The organism is Aeromonas sp. 62-46 (genome assembly GCF_001898585.1).
GTDB lineage: Bacteria > Pseudomonadota > Gammaproteobacteria > Enterobacterales > Aeromonadaceae > Aeromonas > Aeromonas caviae.
In genome coordinates this window covers 23,267-42,281 of record NZ_MKUI01000005.1, presented here as the reverse complement: position 1 = coordinate 42,281, position 19,015 = coordinate 23,267, and the positions used below count along the sequence as shown (strand labels likewise).

The following is a 19,015-nucleotide window of genomic DNA, read 5'->3' as shown; positions in this document are numbered from 1 at the left end:
CAGGCAGAGGCTCAGAGAGGTTTGATGTAGCTGTAGAACTCGTTGTCCCGCTGGTAGCCGTGCCCTTCGTAGAGGGCCTGAGCCTGCCGGTTGTCGGTGGCGGTGCTCAGCATCAGGAAGGCGGCGCCCGTCTCCTGGCCGTGGCGATCGGCCCGCGCCAGCAGCGCCTGGGCCACCCCCTGCTGGCGGGCCGCCGGCGCCACGAACAGATCGTACAGCAGCCAGATGGGTTTCAGGGCGAGGGAGCAGAACAGGGGATAGAGGTGGGCAAATCCCAGCACCTCTCCCTCCTCGCTCTGGGCCACGAAGAGCACCGACTCCCCGGCGGTGCAGCGCTCCAGCAGGAAGGCTTCGGCGGCCTCGGGCCGGGCAGGCAGCCGGTAGAACGCCCGGTATTCCACGAACAGGGGGGTGACCCGGGGAATGTCACCGGGGGTGGCCTGGAAGATCCTCATGGGGCGTTCCCCGCCGGATCCTGGCTGACCCAGATCAGCCGGTCGGTGGCAAAGCCGAGCCCCCGGGCCCGCTCGACCAGGGCCTCTACCTTCTCTTTGGGGGGATGGGGCGTGCGGGAGAGGATCCAGAGGTACTGGAGGCTGTAACTGCTCACCAGGGAGAGGTCATAGTCCGTCGCCAGCACGTTGTAGCTGCCGTAGAAGGGGCCGAAGAAGCTCACCTTGAGGCGCCCCTCGTCGCTGTCGCCCACGAAGTAGGCGCGCCCCTCGGCCTCGCGCCATTCCCCCTGTTCGTCCTGCCCCCGGTTGATCACCCTGACACCGCCGTCATCCCGCAGGCTGTAGGTGGCGGTGACCCGGTTCAGGCCGCGCTCGAAACCGTGATCGAGGCGGGCCACCTCGTACCAGGTGCCCAGGTAGCGGTCGAGCTGGAAGGGCTTGACCACCTGGTGTCCCGGTGGAATGCCGGTGCAGGCGGTGGCCAGCAGGGTCAGAACGAGCAGGATCAGTGTGCGCATGTCATCCCTCCACGATACGCAGTTGTCCCGAGCGGAAGCGTGCCGCGTGTTCGCTCGGGGTGTTGCCAAAGAAGCGTTTGTATTCGCGGCTGAACTGGGAGCCGCTCTCGTAGCCTACCTTGTCCGCCGCCACCCCGGCCTTGAGGCCGTCGTGCAGCATCATCAGCCGCGCCCGGTGCAGGCGCAGGGTCTTGATGTACTGCAGGGGCGAGGTGGCGGTGGCCGCCTTGAAGTGGTGGTGGAAGGCCGAGACGCTCATGTTTGCCTCCCGGGCCAGCTCCTCCACCGTCAGGTTCTCGGTAAAGCGCTGCTCCATGATACGCAGCACCCGGGCTATCTGGCTCACCTGGCTGTGACGGCTGGCCATGGCCAGCAGGGCGGGGGCCCCCCCTTCGTGCAGGGCATGGAACAGGATCTCGCGCACGATCTGGGGCCCCAGCACCCGGGCGTGGAGCGGTTTGTCCATCACGTCGATGAGGCGCTCCACCGCGCAGAGCATGGTCTCGGAGAGGGGCACGGAGACGACGCCGCGACCCGGTTCCGCCGGGGCGGGGGCCGCGTCCCCCATCTCCAGCAGCAGGGCCTGCAGCGCCGCCACGTCGATCTCCACCGAGAGCCCCACCAGAGGGGATTCGGGGGAGGCGAAGCACTCGCACTCGCAGGGCAGCGGCAGGGTCATCATCAGGTAGTGCTCGGGGTCGTAGCGGAAGGTGAAGTCCGAGAGATAGCCCACCTTGTGCCCCTGCAGGATGATGATCATGCGCGGGCGGTAGAGCACCGGGATGCGGTCGTGATGCTCCGTGGTGTAGATGAGGTGCACGCCGGGCACGGGGGCGGCGGTGATCCCCGGGTGGGGTGCCAGGGCGGCGAGTCGGCTGGCGAGGGCGGACTGGTGGGTCGCCGCGATGGGCTGATTTGTACTCATTTATCCAGGCTCAGTAGAAATAGGCAAGAAATCGGCAGAAAGCTCCCTTGATGGTAGGGGGTTATAAGAGAAAAATGCAACCCATACCTTACCGACTACGACCACCCCGGGAGATCCCATGAACAACTTCATCCTGCACACCCCCACCAAGGTGCTGTTCGGCAAGGGCCAGGTGGCCCAGCTGCGCGGCCAGATCCCCAGCGACGCCCGCATCCTCGTCACCTACGGCGGTGGCAGCGTGGTGCGCAGTGGCCTGCTGGACCAGATCCGCAGCGAGCTGGCCGGCCTGACCCTGTTTGAATTTGGCGGCATCGAGCCCAACCCCACCTACGAGACCCTGATGGGCGCCGTCGAACTGGCCCGCGCCGAGAAGGTCGACTTCCTGCTGGCAGTGGGTGGCGGCTCCGTGCTGGACGGCACCAAGTTCATCGCGGCGGCGGCCCACTACGACCTGGCCAAGGACCCCTGGCACATCCTCGAGACCGTCGGCGGCGAGGTGGCCTCCGCCATTCCCCTGGGCAGCGTGCTGACCCTGCCGGCCACCGGCTCCGAGATGAACATGGGCGCCGTCATCACCCGCAAGAGCACAGGCGACAAGCAGCACTTCTTCTCCCCCTTCGTGATGCCGCGCTTCGCCGTGCTCGACCCCGTGCTCACCTACACCCTGCCCGCCCGTCAGGTGGCCAATGGGGTGGTGGATGCCTTCATCCACACCCTGGAGCAGTACCTCACCTACCCGGTGGATGCCAAGGTGCAGGATCGCTTTGCAGAAGGGCTGCTGCTGACCCTGGCGGAAGAGGGGCCCAAGGCGCTGGTGGAGCCGGAAAACTACGACGTGCGTGCCAACATCATGTGGAGCGCCACCCTGGCACTGAACGGCCTGATCGGAGCCGGCGTGCCCCAGGACTGGGCCACCCACATGCTGGGCCACGAGATCACCGCCCTGCACGGTCTGGACCACGCCCAGACCCTGGCGGTGGTGCTGCCCGCCCTGCTGCAGGCCAAGCGCGAGCAGAAGCGCGCCAAACTGCTGCAATACGCCGAGCGGGTCTGGGATCTGCGCAGCGGCAGTGACGAGGCGCGTATCGACGGGGCCATCGCCGCCACCCGCGACTTCTTCGAGCGGATGGGGATCAAGACCCGGCTGCGGGATTACGTGGCCGACGCCCGGATCGACGCCCTGCTGGCCAAGCTCGAAGAGCACGGCATGACCGCCCTGGGTGAGCACGGCGACATCGACCTGGCCCAGAGCCGGCATATTTATGAGGCGGCCTGGTAAGCAGAGCGCGCCTGAAGCGGGCCGCAGGCCCGGTTGCACCAGGGGGCCCGAACCCGCCAGCAGGCGGGGACGCGGCCCCCTGATCGTTGCAAAATGGTTACTTTTTCCCTTTTCATCTCATCAGATGAGCCAACGGCAGATTTCGTAAGAACAAAAAACGCTAAGGTAGAGGCCGGGTTAAACATTTTTTTTGACTGGTTGGATCACTTTTTTTAGCGCTTTTTGCTGGTATAAGCCCCTAATTTGGTTTGTTTTTTTTAATCATGGTCCGGGATGGGCTGAATTCTGTACCCGCCCGCCCGGGGCCGTGGTTGTAATAAAACTCCAAAATTTGATACTAATCACCCTCGCGCCTGAAAAGCGGGGGCCTGACCGTGACAGGAGGTCGAGGTGAAGCCTGCTGATTTTCATAACAAAGGGCCCGTGACCTGCACTTTGATCATGCCTTGTCCTCTCAGACATGAGAGACTTGGCGATGATTGTTTATTAACCATCAGGGAATAGTCATGCAGATTGGAATACCGAGAGAGAGTCTCGCCGGTGAGACCCGGGTCGCAGCGACCCCGGCCACTGTCGAGCAGCTGAAAAAGCTCGGCTTCGAGGTTGCCATCGAGGCCGGTGCCGGCCTGCGAGCCAGCTTCGATGATGCCGCCTTCGAGGCTGCCGGTGCCAGCGTGGTACCGAACGTCTGGCAAGCCGACCTTGTCTTCAAGGTCAACGCGCCGACCGAGGCCGAAATCGCACAAATTAAGGATGGTGCCACCCTGGTGAGCTTCATCTGGCCCGCCCAGAACCCCGAGCTGGTCAAGAAGCTTTCCGAGCGCAACATCAATGTGATGGCGATGGACATGGTGCCGCGGATCTCCCGTGCCCAGTCCCTCGACGCCCTCTCTTCCATGGCCAACATCGGTGGCTATCGCGCCGTCGTGGAAGCCGCGCACCAGTTCGGTCGCTTCTTCACCGGCCAGATCACCGCCGCCGGTAAAGTACCGCCCGCCAAGGTGCTGGTCATCGGTGCCGGTGTGGCCGGTCTGGCCGCCATCGGGACCGCCGGTTCCCTCGGTGCCATCGTGCGTGCCTTCGATACCCGTCTGGAAGTGGCCGAGCAGATCGAGTCCATGGGTGGAGAATTCCTCAAGCTGGACTTCGGCGGCGAAGATGGCGCATCCAGCGACGGTTACGCCAAGGTGATGAGCGAAGAGTTCATCAAGGCCGAGATGGCGCTGTTCGCCCAGCAGGCCAAGGAAGTGGACATCATCATCACTACCGCCCTGATCCCGGGCAAGCCGGCACCCAAGCTCATCACCAAGGAAATGGTGGACAGCATGAAGCCGGGCTCCGTCATCGTGGACATGGCGGCCCAGGCCGGCGGCAACTGCGAATACACGGTACCGGGTGAACTGCATGTCACCGACAACGGCGTCAAGGTGATCGGTTACACCGATCTGCCGGGCCGCCTGCCTGCCCAATCCTCCCAGCTCTACGGCACCAACCTGGTGAACCTGATGAAGCTGATGTGCAAGGAGAAGGACGGCAACGTCGCCATCGACTTCGAAGACGTGGTGCAGCGCAACATGACGGTGGTCCAGGCCGGTGAAGTGACCTTCCCGCCCCCCGCCATCTCCGTCTCTGCCGCCCCGCAGAAACCTGCTGCCGCCAAACCGGCCGCCAAGAAGGAAGAGGCCAAGCCCTCCAACAAGAAGTTCGTGTTCGGTGCCCTCGGCATCGCCGCCTTCGGTTGGGTGGCCGCCGTGGCGCCTGCCGCCTTCCTCTCCCACTTCACCGTCTTCATCCTGGCCTGCGTGGTCGGTTACTACGTGGTGTGGAACGTCTCTCACGCCCTGCACACGCCGCTGATGTCGGTCACCAATGCCATCTCCGGCATCATCGTGGTCGGTGCGCTGTTGCAGATTGGACAAGGGTCGACCCTGGTCACCGTGCTGGCCTTTGTCGCCGTGCTGATTGCCAGTATCAACATCTTCGGTGGCTTCACCGTCACTCAGCGCATGCTAAAGATGTTCCGTAAGGATTAAGGGGGTTTAACGTGTCTCAAGGACTGGTAACAGCATCCTATATCGTTGCCGCCGTGCTCTTCATCCTCAGTCTCGCGGGACTGTCGAAGCAAGAAACGGCCAAGCATGGCAACCTGTTCGGTATCGCGGGGATGGCCATCGCCCTGCTCGCCACCGTCTTCAACCCGGAAACCAGTGGCGTCCACTGGATAGTCCTGGCCATGGCCATCGGTGGCGCCATCGGCGTGCGTCTGGCCCTCAAGGTCGAGATGACCGAGATGCCCGAGCTGGTGGCCGTGCTGCACAGCTTCGTGGGCATGGCAGCGGTGCTGGTGGGCTTCAACAGCTTCATCGATCTGCACCCCTCCGCCCCCGCTGAAGTGGTGGTCTCCGTCGGTTCCAACCTGGATGCGACCCTGGCAGCCGCCCGGGCGGCGTTCGAGCAGGCGGCAAGTGTCGCCCAGGTCGAGCACCTCTCCGGCGCCATGCTGAACATCCACCTGGTGGAAGTGTTCCTGGGCGTCTTCATCGGTGCCGTGACCTTCACCGGTTCCGTGGTGGCGTTCGGCAAGCTGCGTGGCCTCATCTCTTCCAAGCCGCTGATGCTGCCGCACCGCCACAAGCTGAACCTGCTGGCCGTGGTGGTCTCCATCGCGCTGATGATCCACTTCGTCAACGCCGGTGGCTCCACCTTCGCCCTGCTGGTGATGACCCTGATCGCCTTCGCCTTCGGCTGGCACCTGGTCGCCTCCATCGGCGGTGCGGACATGCCGGTGGTGGTCTCCATGCTGAACTCCTACTCCGGTTGGGCGGCAGCGGCGGCGGGCTTCATGCTCTCCAATGACCTGCTGATCGTCACCGGTGCCCTGGTGGGTTCCTCCGGTGCCATCCTCTCCTACATCATGTGCAAGGCGATGAACCGCTCCTTCATCTCCGTGATCGCCGGTGGCTTCGGCTCCGACGGCGTGGCCTCCACCGCCGAGCAGGAGCTGGGCGAATACCGCGAGACCAACGCCGAAGACGTGGCCGACATGCTGAAGAACGCCAGCTCCGTCATCATCACCCCGGGCTACGGCATGGCGGTGGCGCAGGCCCAGTACCCGGTGGCCGAGATCACCCAGAAGCTGCGTGATCGCGGCGTCAAGGTGCGCTTCGGCATCCACCCGGTGGCCGGTCGTCTGCCTGGTCACATGAACGTGCTGCTGGCGGAAGCGAAAGTCCCCTATGACATCGTGCTGGAAATGGACGAGATCAACGATGACTTCGCCGACACCGACGTGGTGCTGGTGATCGGTGCCAACGACACCGTCAACCCGGCCGCCATGGAAGATCCGGGCAGCCCCATCGCCGGCATGCCGGTGCTGGAAGTGTGGAAGGCGCAGAACGTCATCGGCTTCAAGCGCTCCATGAACACTGGCTACGCCGGTGTCCAGAACCCGCTGTTCTTCAAGGAGAACACCCAGATGCTGTTTGGCGATGCCAAGGCCAGCGTCGAGGCCATCCTGAAGGCGCTGTAAGCGTTGACCGGATGAGACAAAAAGGGGGCTTCGGCCCCCTTTTTTTATGATCAGAGTGGATGACCGTGGCAGGGAACAGACAGGCGGTGGTGCCTGCCTGTCCGGACTGACGAGCCCTGGCTCAATTAAAGTTGAGCAAAAGCACCAAAAAACTACCTTGAAGGCCTCTCATGGGGCCTTTTTTTCATTTCAGTCGTGATTTTGCTCACATTTTGTGGTGTTGTCTCACCAGTCGGGCATAATGCCCGCGCAAAAAGCGGATTTGCTCAATTTTATTTGAGTCCGCTTTGAATATCCTTACCCAACGTTGACCGGATGACCCCATGACCGAGGTAGCTCCCTTGCGCGACGCCAGCACACTGACCGATGAAGAGCGCCATCTGATCGCCAGCTTCGAGCCTGCGGTGGCGGCGCTGTCCGCCCTGTTTGGCCCGGGCTGCGAGGTGGTGCTGCACGCCTTTGACAGTCTGCACGCCTCCGTCATCAAGATTGCCAACGGCCACATCACCGGCCGCCAGGAGGGAGCGCCGGTCACCGATTTTGCGCTCGACAAGTTGCACAGTGCCGCCGGCAGCCAGTGGAGCAGCTATTTCTCCCGCTCCCGGGAGGGCACCCTGCTGAAGTCTTCGTCCATCACCATCAGCAACCGCGAGGGCAAACCCATCGGCATGCTGTGCGTGAATTTCAGCCTGGACACGCCCCTTGGCAGCCTGCTCGACACCTTTGCCCCGCCCGCAGTGCCCCCTGCCCACGGCACCGAGACCTTCGCCAGCTCGGTGGATGATCTGGTGGCGCAGGTGATCGCCAAGGTGGACAGGGATCCCGGGCTGGGCAGCAGCGTGCGCAACAAGGCGATCGTGCACCGGCTCTACGACATGGGCATCTTCGAGATCAAGGATGCCGCCCAACTGGTGGCCGAACTGCTCGGCATCTCCCGCCATACCGTTTACCTGCATATCCGCAATCACAAGGCGGAACTGGCCGAACAACAATGACGAGCCCGCACGCGGGCGCCATGAACATGAGACACATCGCAATGAATGCACAATGGACCGACTTTATTACCCTGCTCAAGCGTGAAGTGGTGCCGGCCCTCGGCTGCACCGAGCCCATGTCGGTCGCCTTGGCGGCGGCCAACTGCCGCAAGCTGCTGGGGCAGGTACCGACTCGCACCCGCGTCTGGGTCAGCGGCAATCTGTTCAAGAACGGCATGGGGGTCGGCGTGCCCGGCACCGGCATGATCGGCCTGCCGGTGGCCGCCGCCGTCGGCATCACCGGTGGCAACCCGGATGCCGGGCTGGAGGTGCTCAAGAGCCTCACGCCGGATCAGGTCGAGGCGGCCAAGGGGCTGCTGCCCACCATAGAGGTGGATGTGAAGGATGTGCCCGACGTGCTCTACGCCGAGGTGCTGGCCGAAGTGGAGGGGCACAGCGCCCGGGTGGTGATCTGTACCGACCACACCCGCATCGTGCTGATGGAGAAGGATGGCGAGGTGTTGATGGTGCAGGACAGCGCCCCCGGGGTGCAGATCCAGCCAGCCAAGGCCGACAAGCCCGCCATGACCCTGAAGGAGATCGTGGCCTTCGCCCTGGAGGTGCCGCTGGCCGAGATCGACTTCATCCGCGAGGCGGCCACCATGAACCAGGCGCTGGCGGACGAAGGGCTGCAGGGCTATGGCCTGCGCATCGGCAAGATCCTCACCGATCAGGTGGAGCGCAAGCTGCTCTCCGACGACCTGATGACCCTGGCCATGCGCCTGTCGTCTGCCGCCTCCGATGCGCGGATGGATGGCGCCATGCTGCCCGCCATGTCCAATTCCGGTTCCGGCAACCAGGGCATTGCCGCCACCATGCCGGTGGTCGCCGCCGCCCGCTTCCTCAAGGCCGATGACGAGCAGCTGGCCCGTGCCCTGGTGATGAGCCACCTGGTGGCCATCTATATCAAGGCCTACCAGAACAAGCTCTCCGCCCTGTGTGCCGCCAGTACCGCCGCCATGGGATCGGGGGCCGCCATCACCTGGCTGCTGGGGGGCCAGTTCGAGCAGATCAGCCACTGCATCAACAACATGATTGGGGATGTTTCCGGCATCATCTGCGACGGCGCCGGCAGCGCCTGCTCCATGAAGGTCTCCACCTCCACCTCGGCGGCGGTGAAATCCTCGCTGATGGCCATCAACAACCTGCGCGTGCCCCAGAGCGAGGGGATCGTCTCGGACGATGTGGACCAGACCATCGCCAACCTGGGTCGCCTCTCCAGGGAGGGGATGCTGGATACCGACATCGAGATCATCAACATCATGCGGGCCAAGCAGCAGGGTAAGCACCAGTGACCCCGGAGTGCCGCCGTCGGCCATAAAAAAACCGGAGCCAGTGGCTCCGGTTTTTCATTGTTCGTTCGCTACTCAGCCGCGACCGAGACGGTTGTCCGGGTAGTTTTTGGCCAGCACTTCTCGGGCATGCTGGGCCAGGGTCGGCATCTTCAGGGTGTCATAGGCGTTGACCATGATCTCCAGCGCCTTCTCGGTTTCCATCGTGTCGGGATAGGTCTCGACGATCAGCTTGGCGCGGTTGGCGGCGGCGATCAGGGCGTCACGCTTGACGTAGTACTCGGCTACCCCCAGGTCATAGCGGGCAAGACGGTTCTTCAGGCCGATCATGCGGGCACGGGCATCGGCTGCATAGCTGCTGTTGGGGTAGTTCTGCAGCAGGGTCTTGAAGTCCTGGAAGGCCTGACGGGCGTAGGAGGGGTCCTTGTCATCCCGATTGATGCCGAGGAAATCCTGGAAGAAGTTGTAATCCGCCGCCATGTTGGTCAGGCCGCGCATATAGAAGACGTAATCAATGTTCTTGTGCGCCGGGTTCAGGCGGATAAAACGGTCGATGTTGGCGATCGCCTGGGCGGTATCATCCTGCTTGTAGTAGGCATAGATGAGATCGAGCTGAACCTGGTTGGAGTAGGCGCCGAACGGGTAACGAGAGTCCAGCGCTTCCAGCAGTTCGATGGCATTGAGGTAGTTGCCGGTATCCAGTTTGATGCGGGCTTTCTGGTACAGAACTTCCGGCGGTTCGTCGGGAACCTTGGGTTTGGTGCTGGAACAGCCAGTGATCAGAGTAGCGACCAAGGCGAGCGACATCAGCAGGTGAGACTTCTTTCCCATCAACAACATCCGGTCCATTTCCACGAAATTGGCAAAGTATCCGTTATGCTTGGCTAAAAGAAAAGCTAGAATACCCGGATTATTTCGAATTGATACCCCCGCTCAAGAGACCATACATGAGCCAGCATATTGAACTGACAGGCGAATTTCAGGATCACCAATTCGGGCAACGACTCGACCAGGCCCTGGCCGAATTGTTTCCCGACTACTCCCGGACCCGCATCAAGGAGTGGATTTTACAGGACAGAGTGACCCTGGACGGTCAGGTTGCCAATACCCCGCGCGAGAAAGTGGTGGCCGGGCAGCAGGTACATGTGAATGTGGAACTGGCAGACGACACCCGCTGGGATGCCCAGAACATCGAGCTGAACATCGTTTATGAAGATGAACACATCCTGGTGATCGACAAGCCGGCCGGCCTGGTGGTTCACCCGGGCGCCGGTACGCCGGACGGCACCGTGCTCAACGCCCTGCTGCACCGCTACCCCGGCATCGCCGAGGTCCCCCGCGCCGGTATCGTGCACCGTCTGGACAAAGACACCACGGGGTTGATGGTGGTGGCCAAGACCATTCCCGCCCAGACCCACCTGGTGGAAGCCCTGCAGGCACGCCAGATCACCCGTGAGTACGAGGCGATTGCCATCGGTCACATGACCGCCGGCGGCACCGTCGATGCCCCCATCGGTCGTCACCCGACCCAGCGTACCCACATGGCCGTGGTGCCCAACGGGCGCGAGTCCGTCACCCACTACCGGGTGCACGAGAAGTTCCGTGGTCACACCCGTTTGCGGTTGCGGCTGGAGACCGGCCGTACGCACCAGATCCGTGTCCACATGGCCCACATCAAGCATCCGCTGGTGGGGGATCCCGCCTACGGCGGTCGTCTGCGTCTGCTGCGCAACGCCACCCCCGAGCTGACCGAGGCCCTGCGCGGTTTTCACCGTCAGGCACTGCACGCCACCATGCTGAAGCTGGCGCACCCCATCACGGGTGAAGTGATGGAGTGGCACTCCCCCACGCCGCAGGATATGGTGGCGCTGATGGAAGTGCTGCGGGCGGATACCCTGGCCAATCCGGACGATCTTGTCTGGAACTGATCCCGGAGGCGGCCTTGCGACGATTCCTGCCGTAACCTGCCCTCCATGATCTGATGCGGGGCCCCTTGACTGGTTGCAGCCAAGGGGCCCCGTTTTCATATGAACGAAAGGAGCCACAGATGAACTGGATCGCACCCGACTGGCCCGCGCCGGGCAATGTCAGGGCTCTCTCGACCACCCGTGACGGCGGTATCAGCGAAGGGGTCTTTGCCGGCCTGAACCTCGGGGCCCATGTGGGCGATGCACCGGCCAGGGTCGAGGCCAACCGCGCCCGACTGCAGCAGGTGGCGGGGATCCCCGGCACTCTCAACTGGCTCAACCAGGTACATGGCATCGCCGTCCATCCGGTGAGCGACCGTTATGAGCGCGCACCGGATGCCGATGCCGCCTGTGCCCGTGAGGCGGGGCAGGCCTGCATCGTGATGACTGCCGACTGCCTGCCGGTGCTGTTCTGCGATCGGGCAGGCACCGTAGTGGCGGCGGCCCATGCCGGTTGGCGCGGACTGCAGGGAGGCGTATTGGAGGCAAGCATCGCCGCCATGGGCTGCGAGTCTGGCGAGATCCTGGCCTGGTTGGGCCCGGCCATCGGTCCCGCCGCGTTCGAAGTGGGTGGCGAAGTGCGTGAGGCCTTCATGGCGGAGCAGGCCGAGGCGGCGGCTGCGTTCGCCCCTTCGTCCATCGAGGGGAAATGGCTGGCGGATATCTACCAGCTGGCCCGACTGCGCCTCGCCCGCGCCGGCGTCACCGCCATTTATGGCGGCGAATACTGCACCTTCAGCGACAGCGAGCGCTTCTACTCCTATCGCCGCGACGGGCAGACGGGTCGCATGGCCTCCCTTGTATGGCTGGAAAAATAGCCGAAGAGGCGCTCGCGAGTGGCCGCAAGCGCCTCTTCACTCCCTGGTGATGGCCCTCCGGTGGCTATGTCTTGCTGCCGAGCAGGCTCAGGGCACAGGCTGCCATTGCGAGGTCGTTTTCCCTCGGTCACCGCTATTGAGGAAAAAATAAACAGCCACCCCTTGAAATTGCCCTTCAAGACCACATCTTCCTTGTCAGAAAGCGATGTTGTTGCCGCGCATGCGGCGTCTGTCTTGAAGGGGGAGTGCAATGCGCCTCGATCGCCTGACCAGCAAATTCCAGATTGCCATTTCCGATGCCCAGTCTCTTGCACTGGGTCGTGACCACCAATTCATCGAACCCGTCCATCTGATGAGCGCCTTGCTCAATCAGGACGGCGGATCCATTCGTCCGCTGCTCACCCTGACCGGGCTCGACATCAATACCCTGCGCTCGCGCCTCGGCGAGGAGCTGGACCGCCTGCCCCGCGTCAGCGGCGTGGAAGGGGACGTACAGCTCTCCAACGGCCTAGGCCGGCTGCTCAACGTCTGCGACAAGCTGGCCCAGCAGCGCAAGGATCAGTTCATCTCGTCCGAGCTGTTCGTGCTGGCGGCCCTGGACGAGAAGGGGACGCTGGGCGAGCTGCTGCGTGCCCAGGGGCTGACCAAGGAAAAACTCGAGGCAGCCATCGACAAGGTCCGTGGCGGCAAGAAGGTGGAGGATGCCAACGCCGAGGAGAATCGCCAGGCGCTGGAGAAGTACACCATCGATCTCACCGAGCGGGCCGAACTCGGCAAGCTCGACCCGGTGATCGGCCGGGATGACGAAATTCGCCGCACCATCCAGGTGCTGCAACGCCGCACCAAGAACAACCCGGTGCTGATCGGTGCCCCCGGCGTCGGCAAGACCGCCATCGTCGAGGGTCTGGCCCAGCGCATCATCAATGGCGAAGTGCCGGAAGGGCTCAAGAACAAGCGGGTGCTCTCCCTGGACATGGGGGCCCTGGTGGCCGGTGCCAAGTATCGCGGCGAGTTCGAGGAGCGGCTCAAGGCGGTCCTGAACGATCTGGCCAAGGAAGAGGGCAACGTCATCCTCTTCGTGGACGAGCTGCACACCATGGTCGGTGCCGGCAAGGGCGAGGGTGCCATGGATGCGGGCAACATGCTCAAGCCCGCCCTGGCCCGCGGCGAGCTGCACTGCGTCGGGGCCACCACCCTCGATGAGTACAGGCAGTACGTGGAGAAGGATGCCGCGCTGGAGCGCCGTTTCCAGAAGGTGCTGGTGGAGGAGCCCTCGGTGGAGGACACCATCGCCATCCTGCGTGGCCTGAAGGAGCGCTACGAGCTGCACCACCATGTGCAGATCACCGACCCCGCCATCGTCGCGGCGGCCCAGCTCTCCCACCGCTACATCGCGGATCGCCAGCTGCCTGACAAGGCCATCGACCTCATCGACGAGGCGGCGGCCAGCATCCGGCTCCAGATCGACTCCAAGCCGGAATCCCTGGACCGGCTCGAGCGGCGCATCATCCAGCTCAAGCTGGAGCAGCAGGCGCTGATGAAGGAGGACGATGACGCCAGCCGCAAGCGCCTCGATCTGCTCAATCAGGAGTTGACGGAAAAAGAGCGGGAATACAACGAGCTGGAAGAGGTGTGGAAGGCCGAGAAGGCTGCCCTCGCCGGGACCCAGCACATCAAGGCGGCACTGGAGCAGGCCCGTCAGGATCTCGAGGTGGCGCGCCGCGCAGGGGACTTGGGCCGCATGTCCGAGTTGCAGTACGGCCGCATCCCGGAGCTGGAAAAACAGCTGGATCTCGCCACCCAGGCCGAGATGCAGGAGACCAGCCTGCTGCGCAACCGGGTCACCGACGTGGAGATCGCCGACGTCCTGGCCCGTTGGACCGGCATTCCGGTGGCCCGCATGCTGGAAGGGGAACGGGAGAAGTTGCTGCGGATGGAGGATCAGCTGCACAGCCGGGTGATCGGCCAGGAAGAGGCGGTGGACGCCGTCTCCAACGCCATTCGCCGCTCTCGTGCCGGGCTGTCCGACCCGAACCGCCCCATCGGCTCCTTCCTCTTCCTCGGCCCCACCGGGGTGGGCAAGACCGAGCTGTGCAAGGCGCTGGCGGAGTTCCTGTTCGATACCCAGGACGCCATGGTGCGGATCGACATGTCCGAGTTCATGGAGAAACACAGCGTGGCCCGTCTGGTGGGGGCGCCTCCGGGATACGTGGGTTACGAGGAAGGGGGGTATCTCACCGAGGCGGTGCGCCGTCGCCCCTACTCGGTGATCCTGCTGGACGAGGTGGAAAAAGCCCACCCGGATGTCTTCAACATTCTGTTGCAGGTGCTGGACGATGGCCGCCTGACCGACGGTCAGGGGCGTACCGTGGACTTCCGCAACACCGTGGTGATCATGACCTCCAACCTCGGGTCTGATCTCATCCAGGAGCACCACTCCGAGAAGGATTACGACGAGATGAAGGCCATGCTGATGGAGGTGCTGACCCGCAGCTTCCGGCCGGAGTTCATCAACCGGATCGACGAGACCGTGGTGTTCCACCCGCTCGGTGAGGAGCACATCAAGTCCATCGCCCGCATCCAGCTCAAGAGCCTGATGAGCCGTCTGGAGTCCCAGGGCTTCGAGGTGGAGGTGAGCGAGGAGCTGCTGACCAAGCTGGTTCATGCCGGGTTCGATCCCGTCTACGGGGCGCGTCCCCTCAAGCGGGCGATCCAGCAGAAGGTGGAGAACCCGCTGGCCCAGGCCCTGCTCAGCGGTCGGGTCATCCCGGGCAAGACACTGCGGCTGGGGGCCGACAGCAACGGCCTCACCATGACCCAGTAATGGGATTGTCGATGAAAAACGCAGGCCTCGTGCCTGCGTTTTGTTTTCTGAGGGATTGAGATGCTGAAGTTTTCCGTGCTGGTGGATGACGACGTTCATCTGCCTGGCTGTCTGCCCGAGCGAGGGTTGGCGCTGCTGCTGGAGTGTGACGGCCTCAGGGTGCTGTTCGACAGCGGCCGTGGCCGGGCGCTGTGCCACAACGCCGCCGTGATGGGGATCGATCTCGCCTCTCTCACCCATGTGGTGCTCTCTCACGGTCATTACGACCATGTGGGCGGGGTCGGCTCGCTGCCCGCCTATCCAAGACCCATCCCACTCATAGCCTGTCCAGACGTGTTCTGCGAGCGGGGCTACTTCCTGTCGCTGCCCTTCTGGCGGCGCAACCTCTATCGCCTGTCGGGGGCGCTGGCTCGGGAGTCGCTGTCGGCCAGAGGCTTGCTTCCCCACTGCTCGTCCGAGCCGGTGTGGCTCTCGGATCGTCTGGTGTTCCTCGGCAGCATTGTGCGGCGCGACCGGGCTGCGCCTTCGCTGCTCGGCTACATAGTGCGGGGCGGGCGGGTAGAGAAAGACCTCATCAGCGACGACTCGGCGCTGGCCTACAAGAGCGAGCAGGGGCTCATCGTCTTTATCGGCTGCGGTCACGCCGGGGTCGAGAACATCATCGAGTGGGCCAAGGAGGTGTGTGGCGACGAGCGGATCCACGCCGTCATCGGCGGCCTGCACCTGAAGTTTTCCGGCCCAGAGCGGGCGGTGGCGCTCGGAGCCTATCTGCAGGAAGAGGCGGTGGAGCGGTTGTTTGCCTGCCACTGCACCGGCAGCAGAAAGGCGGGGTTGCCGCGCCAGCACCAGATCGGGGCGGGTTTTGAGCACAGTTTTTCGGCGTAAAAAAAAACGGCAATCCGAAGATTGCCGGGAGGAATGTATTCGATGCGATCTGACGTGGGTTGAGCGGATCGCAGGGGCAAGCCCCAGGGTCGGCAGGCACAGTCAGCGACCATGCCCGCCTTACAGTCAGTCGGGATACGCTCTCCACCTCGGCTGACCAGCTTCGCTATCGCGTCTGTCCCGCGCCGTGTTGCCGCGATAGGAGGACAGATGCAATCAAATCAATTCGTTACAGCATGCCTGGGATGGCAGCTTTCATTTCAGATGGCCAGACGCCGACCTGGACCTGACCGATGTGCTCTTTTTGCAGCAGCAGCATGGCCAGACGGGATTGGCCGATGCCGCCGCCGATGGTTTGCGGCATGCGTGCTGCCAGCAGATCCTGATGCCAGTCATATTGCAGGCGATCCTCGTCGCCGGTGATGGCGAGCTGGCGGCGCAGGGCCTCTGCGTCCACCCGGATCCCCATGGAGGAGATCTCGAAGCTGTCTTCCAGCACCGGGTTCCACACCAGGATGTCACCGTTCAGACCCGCCAGCCCGAGCTCGCTCTCGCTGCTCCAGTCGTCGTAGTCCGGGGCTCGCACGTCGTGGCGTTCGCCGTGGGAGAGGGCGCCACCGATACCGATGAGGAAGACCGCTCCCAGCTCTTTGGCGATGGCGCGCTCGCGTCCCTTGGCATCGAGGTCCGGGTAGCGGGTCAGCAGCTCTTCACTGTGCAGGAACTGGATATCCGCCGGCAGGAAGGGGGTCAGCTCATGCTCGGCACAGACCGCGCGCTCGGTGGCCTTGATGGCGGCCCAGATGCCCCGCACCGTCTCCTGCAGATAGGCCAGATCCCGGCGCTCGCCCGGCATCACCTTCTCCCAGTCCCACTGGTCGACGTAGACGGAGTGAATGGGGCTGAGACGATCCTCGTCCGGACGCAGTGCCTTCATGTGGGTGTAGATGCCTTCACCCGGGCCGAAACCGAAGCGGCCCAGGGTCTGGCGCTTCCACTTGGCCAGGGAGTGGACCACTTCATAGCTGTGCTCCGGCAGGGTTTTCACCTTGACCTGCACTGCATGCTCGCAGCCGGAGAGGTTGTCCTGGGTGCCGTCACCGACCCGGCTCAGAATGGGGGCTTGTACCTCCATCAGGCCGAGCTGCAGTGCGAGTTGGCGGGAGAACATCTCTTTGACGAAGCTGATCTGCTGTTGGCTGCGGATGTAGTGCTGTTTCATGCTGAATTACCTGTCGTGAATCCGTTGAATGCGGTGATTCTTCAACAGAATGCCAACTAAATTCAATATTCGATAATTGAAATAGGCTTTGTGTGTTTTTTTCTTCAAAATAAGCCATCAATTAATGATGAATCATTAAAAGGAGAGCAAAAAAGTGTCAGAAAATTATCGGATCGATAATCTCGATCAGGCCATCCTCTCCGCCCTGATGGAGAATGCGCGCCTGCCTTACGCCGAGCTGGCCAAACAACTGCTGGTGAGCCCGGGCACCATCCACGTGCGGGTAGAGAAGATGAAGCAGGCGGGCATCATCGAGGGAACGCGGGTGCAGGTGAACCCCAAGAAGCTGGGCTACGACGTCTGCTGCTTTATCGGGATCAACCTCAAGAGCGCCAAGGATTACCCGTCGGCCCTGGCCAAACTGCAGGCGCTGGACGAGGTGGTGGAGGCCTACTACACCACGGGCCACTACAGCATCTTCATGAAGGTGATGACCCGTTCCATCGACGAGTTGCAGACGGTACTGATCCACAAGATCCAGACCATCGACGAGATCCAGTCCACCGAGACGCTGATTTCGCTGCAAAACCCGATCCTGCGGGATGTGAAGCCTTGAGTCGGGTGGTCTGAGGGGGGCGTAGAGACCCCTCTCCCGTGATAGACCCTGTCCGCGCAGCAGAATTCGACCCTGCGGGAGATGACACCCTGAACGGTGGATCAGGGTTCGATATAGGGGATGCCGTATTTGTCGTAGAGGGCTTTGAGCCGGCCGTCCCGCTTCATGTGCAGCAGTTCGGCATCATAGGCGGCCATCAGGGCCGGGGTGTCGGCATTGGCCCGGGAACGGGTCCAGACATTGAAGTAGGGGCTGGTCTTGAGGGGTTTTGGCAGGTAGTCGAGCTTGCCTTCCAGTCCCTCCTCTCTTATCTGGGTGAAGGCGGTGACCAGGGACATGGGTACCACGTCGATGCGACCGGCGATGAGTTTGCGCAGTTGCAGCTGGTTGATGGGGATCTCCTGGAAGTGATAGCTCGGGTCTGTCATGGCCGCCGCGAGCTCGGGGGTATAGGAGAAATCCCGGGTGACACCGATACGCCAGGGTTTGAGATCCGTCAGATGGTCATAATGGATCTGGCCTGCGGACTCCTTGCGTATGAAGAAGTGCCAGCTATGGAGCATATGGGCCTGTTTGGGGTAGAGCAGATAGGCCTCCCGCTCCGGTTTGTAGGAGTGGGTCAGCAGCAGGTCATAGAAGCCGCTTTCGGCATTGCGGGTGAGCCTGGCCCCCGAATCGATGAGCTCAATCCTGATGGGGGTATGGAGCGTGCCGAAGATGGCGGTGACGAGATCCACATCCAGCCCGCGAGGGTGTCCCTGTGCATCCAGCCACTTGAGAGGGGGCTCCAGGATGCCACCAATGACCAGCTCCCTGGCTGACAGCCAGCAGGGCAGCAGCAAGCAGAATACGAGCAAGCGTCGCACGTTACATCTCCTGAGCACTCGGGACGGGGTCGCATCCGGCAGGGACTGTGACCGGCACCTATCTAACTAGAGACGACCACGGATGGCAAACCCTGAAATGGGGAGGGGACAAACGAACGGTGCCGGTGGGAGGAGGGCGGCGCTGCCTCGACAGGCCGCCCCGTGGCAGAGTCGGGCGGGGTGGACCAGCCACTCGTCGGCTGTGGACGGGAGGGTGGCCGGCATGAAACGTGTGCGAGGTTGCCTGCCTCAGGTTGCCTGACACTGTTTCATCTGGGTGTTGAGGGCCTGCATCACCTGACGACGGCTGATGATGCCCGTCACCTTGCCTCCCTCCATTACCGGATAGACCTTGGGTCTGGCCCCGGTCATCTGGCGGGCGAGATCAACGATGTTGTCATCAGGAGAGACGAACAGCGGGGTCCGGCTCATCAGATCTTCGACCAGAGTACGGGTGTCGCAGTGATAGCTGCCCGTGAGCAGGGCGGGAATGCAATCCTGCTCGGAGAGAAATCCGACGAGGTGCTGATGGTCATCCAGTACCGGCAGGCCCCCCAGGTTTGCCCGATGGAGTCTGTCCAGCGCCTCGGCCAGACCGAGGCCGGGGTGCAGTGAGTGGGTCAATGGCTGCATATGATCGCGAATTTGTAGCATGATGGTGGCTCCATGGGGGTCGATGGGGCCACTATGCCCGGTGGCTGTGACACGGGGCCAATGGGTTTTGCCTCGGACATCGATAGGTCATGGCCGATGAATGGGCCCTCCGTGCGATCCTGCATGGATCG

The 19,015-nt window shown here is 62.9% G+C and carries 17 protein-coding genes; 10 read left to right on the top strand and 7 right to left on the bottom strand.

Annotation, left to right across the window (positions count from 1 at the left end; translation table 11 throughout):
- Positions 1-11: 11 nt before the first annotated feature.
- From BGO64_RS02100 to BGO64_RS02090, 3 genes are read right to left on the bottom strand one after another with little or no spacing between them, the layout of a single operon-like run.
- Positions 12-455, bottom strand: coding sequence for a GNAT family N-acetyltransferase (locus tag BGO64_RS02100; RefSeq protein ID WP_045522818.1), 444 nt, complete (start codon positions 453-455; stop codon positions 12-14).
- Positions 452-973, bottom strand: coding sequence for a lipocalin family protein (locus BGO64_RS02095; protein ID WP_101530908.1), 522 nt, complete (start codon positions 971-973; stop codon positions 452-454). The genes BGO64_RS02100 and BGO64_RS02095 overlap by 4 nt, the downstream gene beginning before the upstream one ends.
- Before the next feature lies 1 nt (position 974).
- On the bottom strand, positions 975-1,898 hold the full coding sequence (locus BGO64_RS02090) for an AraC family transcriptional regulator (protein ID WP_010675998.1): 924 nt from the start codon (positions 1,896-1,898) through the stop codon (positions 975-977).
- 118 nt (positions 1,899-2,016) lie between these two features.
- Here BGO64_RS02090 and yqhD point away from each other — a divergent pair, with 118 nt between their 5' ends.
- The 5 genes from yqhD (at position 2,017) to BGO64_RS02065 (ending at position 9,035) form a co-directional block, all read left to right on the top strand.
- Positions 2,017-3,177 carry an alcohol dehydrogenase gene (gene yqhD / locus BGO64_RS02085; RefSeq protein WP_161646668.1) on the top strand — a complete coding sequence of 387 codons (1,161 nt, stop codon included), beginning with the start codon at positions 2,017-2,019 and terminating at the stop codon, positions 3,175-3,177.
- 506 nt (positions 3,178-3,683) lie between these two features.
- Positions 3,684-5,210, top strand: coding sequence for a Re/Si-specific NAD(P)(+) transhydrogenase subunit alpha (locus tag BGO64_RS02080; protein ID WP_025202523.1), 1,527 nt, complete (start codon positions 3,684-3,686; stop codon positions 5,208-5,210).
- Positions 5,211-5,221: 11 nt separating this feature from the next.
- Positions 5,222-6,706 carry a Re/Si-specific NAD(P)(+) transhydrogenase subunit beta gene (gene pntB / locus BGO64_RS02075; protein WP_042882769.1) on the top strand — a complete coding sequence of 495 codons (1,485 nt, stop codon included), beginning with the start codon at positions 5,222-5,224 and terminating at the stop codon, positions 6,704-6,706.
- A gap of 323 nt (positions 6,707-7,029) precedes the next feature.
- Positions 7,030-7,701, top strand: a complete 672-nt coding sequence (locus BGO64_RS02070; RefSeq protein ID WP_025202524.1) for a helix-turn-helix transcriptional regulator — start codon at positions 7,030-7,032, stop codon at positions 7,699-7,701.
- 26 nt (positions 7,702-7,727) lie between these two features.
- On the top strand, positions 7,728-9,035 hold the full coding sequence (locus BGO64_RS02065; protein WP_041215805.1) for an L-cysteine desulfidase family protein: 1,308 nt from the start codon (positions 7,728-7,730) through the stop codon (positions 9,033-9,035).
- Between the two features lie 72 nt (positions 9,036-9,107).
- Here the strand turns inward: BGO64_RS02065 and BGO64_RS02060 are convergent, their stop codons facing one another.
- Complete coding sequence (locus BGO64_RS02060) at positions 9,108-9,863, bottom strand: outer membrane protein assembly factor BamD (RefSeq protein ID WP_029314864.1); 756 nt, start codon at positions 9,861-9,863, stop codon at positions 9,108-9,110.
- A 116-nt stretch (positions 9,864-9,979) separates the two neighbouring features.
- Between BGO64_RS02060 and rluD the strand changes: the two genes are divergently transcribed.
- From rluD to BGO64_RS02040, 4 genes are all read left to right on the top strand, one after another.
- Positions 9,980-10,960 carry a 23S rRNA pseudouridine(1911/1915/1917) synthase RluD gene (gene rluD, locus BGO64_RS02055; protein WP_010675991.1) on the top strand — a complete coding sequence of 327 codons (981 nt, stop codon included), beginning with the start codon at positions 9,980-9,982 and terminating at the stop codon, positions 10,958-10,960.
- 119 nt (positions 10,961-11,079) lie between these two features.
- Positions 11,080-11,817, top strand: coding sequence for a peptidoglycan editing factor PgeF (gene pgeF / locus BGO64_RS02050; RefSeq protein WP_286700088.1), 738 nt, complete (start codon positions 11,080-11,082; stop codon positions 11,815-11,817).
- Between the two features lie 250 nt (positions 11,818-12,067).
- A complete protein-coding gene (clpB, locus tag BGO64_RS02045) occupies positions 12,068-14,641 on the top strand; it encodes an ATP-dependent chaperone ClpB (RefSeq protein WP_052816170.1) in 2,574 nt (857 codons plus the stop codon).
- Between the two features lie 60 nt (positions 14,642-14,701).
- The gene (locus BGO64_RS02040) at positions 14,702-15,526 is read left to right on the top strand and encodes an MBL fold metallo-hydrolase (protein ID WP_286700087.1); all 825 of its coding nucleotides are present in this window, start codon (positions 14,702-14,704) and stop codon (positions 15,524-15,526) included.
- A gap of 229 nt (positions 15,527-15,755) precedes the next feature.
- Here the strand turns inward: BGO64_RS02040 and asnA are convergent, their stop codons facing one another.
- Entirely contained in the window at positions 15,756-16,748 is a 993-nt protein-coding gene (gene asnA, locus BGO64_RS02035) for an aspartate--ammonia ligase (RefSeq protein ID WP_010675987.1), read from the bottom strand.
- Positions 16,749-16,902: 154 nt separating this feature from the next.
- On the opposite strand from asnA, the gene asnC reads away from it, so the two are divergent.
- Positions 16,903-17,364 (top strand): transcriptional regulator AsnC, encoded by a 462-nt coding sequence (asnC, locus tag BGO64_RS02030; RefSeq protein ID WP_041214272.1) that lies wholly within the window; start codon positions 16,903-16,905, stop codon positions 17,362-17,364.
- Positions 17,365-17,465: 101 nt separating this feature from the next.
- Here asnC and BGO64_RS02025 read toward each other — a convergent pair whose 3' ends face one another.
- On the bottom strand, positions 17,466-18,230 hold the full coding sequence (locus tag BGO64_RS02025; RefSeq protein ID WP_286700086.1) for a substrate-binding periplasmic protein: 765 nt from the start codon (positions 18,228-18,230) through the stop codon (positions 17,466-17,468).
- 249 nt (positions 18,231-18,479) lie between these two features.
- A complete protein-coding gene (locus tag BGO64_RS02020) occupies positions 18,480-18,884 on the bottom strand; it encodes a CBS domain-containing protein (RefSeq protein WP_042864784.1) in 405 nt (134 codons plus the stop codon).
- Positions 18,885-19,015: the final 131 nt, after the last annotated feature.